At 67.7% G+C, this 6,278-nt stretch carries 6 protein-coding genes; 3 read left to right on the forward strand and 3 right to left on the reverse strand.

What is annotated here, in order from left to right; all coding sequences use genetic code 11:
• The first annotated feature begins 159 nt into the window (after positions 1 to 159).
• The 3 genes from HY703_02935 (at position 160) to HY703_02945 (ending at position 1,510) form a co-directional block, all read left to right on the forward strand.
• Entirely contained in the window at positions 160 to 393 is a 234-nt protein-coding gene (locus HY703_02935) for a hypothetical protein (protein ID MBI4544134.1), read from the forward strand.
• Positions 390 to 965 (forward strand): DUF2269 domain-containing protein, encoded by a 576-nt coding sequence (locus HY703_02940; GenBank protein MBI4544135.1) that lies wholly within the window; start codon positions 390 to 392, stop codon positions 963 to 965. The genes HY703_02935 and HY703_02940 overlap by 4 nt, the downstream gene beginning before the upstream one ends.
• A gap of 260 nt (positions 966 to 1,225) precedes the next feature.
• Positions 1,226 to 1,510, forward strand: a complete 285-nt coding sequence (locus HY703_02945) for a hypothetical protein (GenBank protein MBI4544136.1) — start codon at positions 1,226 to 1,228, stop codon at positions 1,508 to 1,510.
• A 288-nt stretch (positions 1,511 to 1,798) separates the two neighbouring features.
• Here the strand turns inward: HY703_02945 and HY703_02950 are convergent, their stop codons facing one another.
• From HY703_02950 to HY703_02960, 3 genes are all read right to left on the reverse strand, one after another.
• Entirely contained in the window at positions 1,799 to 2,854 is a 1,056-nt protein-coding gene (locus HY703_02950; GenBank protein ID MBI4544137.1) for a 2-oxoacid:ferredoxin oxidoreductase subunit beta, read from the reverse strand.
• A gap of 9 nt (positions 2,855 to 2,863) precedes the next feature.
• Positions 2,864 to 4,834, reverse strand: coding sequence for a 2-oxoacid:acceptor oxidoreductase subunit alpha (locus HY703_02955; protein MBI4544138.1), 1,971 nt, complete (start codon positions 4,832 to 4,834; stop codon positions 2,864 to 2,866).
• Positions 4,827 to 6,278, reverse strand: a 1,452-nt coding sequence (locus HY703_02960; protein MBI4544139.1) for an FAD-dependent oxidoreductase, incomplete at its 5' end; no start/stop codon positions are given. The genes HY703_02960 and HY703_02955, both read right to left, overlap by 8 nt.

Genomic DNA, 6,278 nt, shown 5'->3' on the forward strand with positions numbered 1-6,278 from the left:
CTGCTGGAGATCGTTGGCGTCCTCAGGCCGGACCAAATGGTGAGGTACCGGGCGATGATGGAGGCGCTGCATCCGGGAATGCTGCATTGATGGGTGTGCGGACCCCAAAGGAGGCTCGGCGCCCCATCGCGCGGGCCACACGCGACGGGGGATGCGTACATGAGTGACCCGCCCCCGGACCCCGACTCCGCCGAGGACACCGGCGGCGACACCGGCACACCACGCTGGGTGAAGGTGTTCGGGATCATCGCGCTCGTGGTGGTCCTGCTGTTTATCATCCTGATGCTCACCCGTGGCCCCGGCGGCCATGGCTCCGGTCGCCACATATCGTCCAGTACCACGGGCGGCCAAGCACCGCCCTCCGGCGCAGAACCTCGCCTGCAACCGTCATGACCCTGACACCGCGCCTCCGCAAGCTCGCGCTCACCGCGCATGTCACGTCCTCGGTCGGCTGGCTCGGCGCGGTTGGCGGGTTCTTGGCCCTCGCCATCGCCGGTCTGACCAGCCCGGATGCTCAGATGGTGCGTGCCGCCTATCTCGCGATGGAGTTGACCGCCTGGTTCGTCATCGTCCCGCTGAGCCTCGCCTCGCTGCTGACCGGGCTGGTCCAGTCCCTGGGCACCACGTGGGGCTTGTTCCGCCACTATTGGGTCCTTTTCAAACTGCTGATCAACGTCTTCGCCTCCATCGTCTTGCTGATCTACATGCAGACACTGAGCTACTTCGCCGGCGTCGCAGCTGAGGCGGCGTTGTCCAGCGCCGATCTCGCCGCGCTACGGAGCCCATCCCCCGTGCTCCACGCCGGTGCCGCCCTGCTGCTGTTGCTAGTGGCCACGACGCTGGCGGTGTACAAGCCGCGGGGGATGACGCGCTACGGCTGGCGTAAGCAACACGAGCAGCGTGCCGTGTCGCAGCCGCAGATGCAGCGACTACTGCTATCGGATTCATCGGCACCCGATGTGTAGGAAATCTCACCTCGGCTGCAAATGCTTCAGAAGCTCGGTGGCGACCGACTCGCGCAGGTCGCAGACAGTGCGTCTGCGCTCGGGTAGTGGAGGCCTCCGGCTTTTGTGCACGTGGTATGGAGCGCAGGGGTTGACGCCCTGGCCGCGCAGGCGCATCGTGATGAATGAACCGCCCGCCGACGGAGCTCCGCGAGTCGGATCCTTCAGCCAGTTCCACCATCACCTGCCGGCCTGGGCCCGGCGATGAAGCCTGAGGAAGCATGGGTCCCCTGGAGATTGTATTCGCCTTCCTGTTTGCCAGCTTGATCGTCAAGTCGCTGGCCGTGCCCGCGCTTGGGCTGATGCGGCGGCTGGTGGAGGCGTGGGCCAAGCGCATCGAGCAGCCGCCGAGCGACGCCGCGCTGCGCGCTGACGTGCAACGGCTGACGGAGTCTCTGGAAGCGCTGCACGAGCAGGTGCACGAGATCCGGCAGCAGCAGCGTTTCCTCGAGGGGCTGCTGGAGCGGCGGAACGAGCCCGCCCTCCCCGCCTCGCGGAGGGAATAGGGCGTGTTCTCGTGACGACTAAGGAAATTCTCGCTCAGATACCGGCGGCCCGGAGAAGGGCTGAGGTCGGAGCGAAGCCAAGGCGCACGCGGCACGGATTAATGGCCGCAAGGGTGGGCGTCCCGGAAAGCGAGCCAGGAAAGCCGCACCTCGCGTCACCAACGCCCGCACGGGATGAGAAGGGCTGAAAGCCGGCTGCTTCCAGCTCCGCCTGCTGTTGGCGTTGCATTAGATCAGCGCAGCAGATTTTCCAACCGCGGCGGCACGGGCCGCCAGCGGCATGCGCTCCTACCGGTACTCCGCCTGTAGCGCCTCGAGCGCGGCGCTGCCGGGGCAGAGCTCCTCGAAGGGCAGCTCGACCAGCGGCTGGTCCACCGTGCCCAGCACCTCGTGCATGTCGGCGGAATCGGGTTCCAGGTACAGCAGACCAGTGGCCACCTCACCCGCCTCCTGCCGCTCGCGCAGGTACTCGTACACGCGGTGGCGGTCGGTGGGGTCGTAGCCCTCCGGGACCTTGCGGAAGCGCACCACGCTGCCGTCGTGCATGGTCACGGCGCGCACCGCGCCGGCCTCGTAGGACGCCGTGATCTCCGCGGCGGGCGGCACGAAGTCGGCCAGGACCACGGGCTGGTAATGCTCGCGCGTGTAGAGATAGCTCTTGGTCGAGCCCTCGTGGTCGTTGAAGGTGACGCAGGGCGAGATGATGTCGACCAGCGCGAAGCCGCGGTGCCTGACCCCCGCCTCCAGAATGGGCACGAGCTGCGCCTTGTCCCCGGAGAAGCTGCGGGCGACGAAGGTCGCGCCCAGGCTCAGGGCCAGGAACACGGGGTCGATGGGCTGCTGCCGGTTCACCTCGCCACGCTTGGACCTGCTGCCCACATCCGCTGACGCCGAGAACTGGCCCTTGGTCAGACCGTAGACGCCGTTGTTCTCGATGATATAGAGCATGTCGAGATTGCGGCGGATGGCGTGGCAGAGCTGGCCCAGCCCGATGGAGAGCGAGTCGCCGTCCCCGGAGATGCCGATCGAGACCAGCTCGCGGTTGGCCGCGGCCGCGCCCGTGGCCACGGCGGGCATGCGGCCGTGCACGGCATTGAAGCCGTGCGCCTGGCTCATGAAGTAGGCCGGCGTCTTGGACGAGCAGCCGATGCCGCTCAGCTTCACGACTTTGTGCGGCGGGATCTCCAGCTCGAAGAACGCCTCGATGATGGCGGCGGTGATCGAGTCGTGGCCGCACCCCGCGCACAGGGTCGACATCGAGCCCTCGTAATCGCGGCGCGTCAACCCCAGGGCGTTCGTTTTTAGCCCGGGGTGCCGGACCTTCGGCTTCGCTATGTAGGTCATCGCTCTCTGCTACTCCTGCCGCTCCGCCGCCTCGGCGGCTGCGGCGGCTGTAGCCTGCGGCCGCCCGGCACTCAGTTTTGAAATCCGACCACTACCGCTCCAACCCTCGCTGAGTGCCGGGCGCTCGCCCTTGCGCTTTCTCCCCGGCCCGGCGGGTGCCGGCTTCAGCCCCAGGCTGCGCGCCAGCCCTTTCCGCTCGATCTCCGCTCTGACGCCCTCGACCACGTGGTGGCAGCTCAGCGGCAGCCCGCCGTACTGCCGGACGCCGGCCAGCCGCTCGCCCGGCACACCCGTCTCAATGCGCAGCAGCGCCGCAAGCTGGCCATCGCGGTTCTGCTCGACCACGAAGCTCAGCGCGTGGCGCTCCAGGAACTCGCGCACGGGCGCGTCGAAGGGGAAGCCGCGGACGCGCAGGTAATCCAGCGGCAGCCCCTGTCTCGCGAGCTGCTCCTGTGCCTCGAGCACCGCGGCATGGCAGCTCCCCAGCGACACCATCCCCAGCCGGGCGCCGGGTAGGGCGCGGAGCTCCGGCGCGGGCACCTGCCGCGCCGCCGCCTCCAGCTTCCGCTTCAGCCGCTCCATGACCTCCGCGTACTCGGCCGCGTCCTCCGTGTAGCCGCCGTATTTGTTGTGGCCCGAGCCACGGGTGAAGTACGCGCCCCTGGCGTGCACCCCGGGCAGCGTGCGCGCGGCCACGGCGTCGCCATCCCCATCCAGATAGCGGTAGAACTTCTCCATGCGCTCGAGGGCCGGTGCGTCCAACACCTTGCCCCGGTCCGGGCGGTAGCGGTCGTCCCAGCGCAGCCGGGGCACGACCCAATCATTCATGCCGATGTCCAGATCCGACAACAGGAAGACCGGCGTCTGGAAGCGCTCCGCCAACTCGAAGGCCTGGACGGCGAAATCGAAGCACTCGCCGGGGTGGGCGGGGAAGAGGAGGATGTGCTTGGTGTCGCCATGGGAGGCGTAGGCCACCTGCAGCAGGTCCGCCTGCTGGGTGCGCGTGGGCATGCCGGTGGAGGGTCCCGCGCGCTGGATGTCGAAGAAGACGGACGGAATCTCGGCGTAATACGCCAGGCCGATGAACTCGCTCATGAGGGAGATGCCCGGCCCACTGGTCGAGGTGAAGGCGCGCGCCCCTGCCCAGCCGGCGCCTACCACGATGCCGGCCGCGGCCAGCTCGTCCTCCGCCTGGACGATGCAGAAGCGGTTCTTGCCCGAGGCGGGGTCGCGGCGGTAGCGCTGGCAGAAGGCGGAGAAGGCGTCGATCAGAGAGGTCGACGGCGTGATGGGGTACCAGGCGGCGACGGTCGCGCCGGCGTACACGGCCCCCAGCGCCGCGGCGGTGTTGCCGTCGATCAGGATCGAGTCGGCGGTGGCGTCCATGCGTTCGAGTCGGAAGGGCAGGGGGCAGTCGAAGTGCTCGATTGCGTAGTCGTAGCCCAGGCGGATGGCCAGGAAGTTCGAGTCCAGCAGCGCCTTTTTCCGGGCGAACTTCTGGCGGAGCAGCTCCGTTACGACGTCCATCTCGATGTCCAGGATCGCGCATACGGCGCCGGCGTACACGATGTTCTTCATCAGGATGCGTTCCCGGTCGCCGTCGAAGTGCTGGACGCACATACGGGCGAGCGGGATGCCGAAGAAGGTCACGTCATCGCGGCGCAGCGCGGCGGGCAGCGGCCAGCTCGAGTCGTGCAGCAAGTAGCCGCCGGGCCGGACTTCGGCAATGTCGCGGGCGTAGGTGGCCGCGTTCATGGCCACGACCAGGTCGAACTCCGGCGGGCGCGCCGTGTGGCCCTCCCGGTTCACCCGGATCTCGTACCAGGTGGGCAGCCCCTGGATATTCGAGGGGAACAGGTTCTTGCCCGAGACCGGGATCCCCATGCGGAAGATGGCCTGCATGAGCAGACTGTTGGCGCTGGCCGAGCCCGTGCCGTTGACCGTCGCGATCTTGAGGGCGAAGTCATTGATGCTAGACACCGGCCAGCACCTCGCGCTTCTCGCCGGCGGCCAGGCCGGCATAGGGGATGAGCAGTTCGAACTGGCGCATGTCCCAGGCGGCGGTGGGGCAGCGCTCGGCGCATAGCCCGCAGTGGATGCAAAGGTCCTCGTCCTTGGCCATGATCCGCCCGGTCTGAGGCAGCCCGCCGGAGACGAACAGGGGTTGCGCCAGGTTCTCGGCCGGCGCACTGAGCCTGGCCCGCAGCTCCGCCTCCTCACCGTTGGCCGTAATGGTCAGGCAGTTCAGCGGGCAGACGTCCACACAGGCGTCGCATTCAATGCACAGCGCGTCCGTGAAGTGCGTCTGAATGTCGCAGTTCAGGCAGCGTTCGACCTCCTTGAGCGTCTGCTCGAGATCGAACCCCATTTCGACTTCCGTACTGAGCTGCGCCAGCCGCTGCCGCAGCTCGACGTGCCGCATCCTCGCCCGCTGCGCGGGGTCGTAGTCGTTGCTGTAGCTCCACTCGTGCAGCCCCATCTTGCTGCTGACCAGGTTCATGCCGTAAGCCGGCCGCTCGGTCAGCGCCACATGCTGGCACCAGTTGTGGATCGAGATCGCCGCCTGGTGCCCGTGCTCGACGGCCCAGATGATGTTCTCGGGCCCCCAGGCCGCATCACCGCCGCAGAGCACGCCGGGCAGCGTGGTCTGGAAGGTGATCCGGTCCACTACCGGCATCTCCGTAGCGTCGAAAGCGATGCCAATGTCTCGCTCGATCCAGGGGAACGCCGCCTCCTGGCCGATGGCGAGAATGACCGCATCGCAGGGGATAACCGTGCTGCCCACCCGCTGCTGGATGAGCCGGCCGCCTTCCTCGCGGGAAGAGAACACCTCGAACTCGACGCCGGTGAGCACGCCCTTCTCGACCAGGAATCGCCGGGGCGAGTAGTTCTCGACGATCTCGACGCCCTCCTCCTCGGCGTCGGCCAGCTCCCAGGGCGAGGCCTTGAAGTACTTGCGCGGCTTGCGGGCCACGACCTTGACGTCGGTGCCGCCCAGGCGCTTCGAGGTGCGGCAGCAGTCCATGGCGGTGTTGCCCACGCCGATGACCAGCACGCGCCGCTCGATGGATGTGATGTGACCGAAGGCGACGGACTCGAGCCAGTCAATGCCGATGTAGATCTTGTCGCTGTCGTAGCGGCCGGGGATCTCGAGGTTCTTGCCGCGTGGCGCGCCGGAGCCAATGAAGACGGCGTCGTACCCCTCCTCGAGCAGCGCTTTCATGCTGGTCACGGGCGAGTCGAGCCGCAGCTCGACGCCCATGTCCAGGATCATCTCGATTTCCTCGCGCAGCACCTCGGGCGGCAGCCGGAACTGCGGGATGTTGCTCCACATGAGGCCGCCGGGCCGGTCGTTCTTCTCGTAGATGACCACCTGGTAGCCCTGCGGCATGAGGTCGTTGGCCACGGTGAGCGACGCCGGGCC

Source organism: Gemmatimonadota bacterium, from assembly GCA_016209965.1.
GTDB lineage: Bacteria > Gemmatimonadota > Gemmatimonadetes > Longimicrobiales > RSA9 > JACQVE01.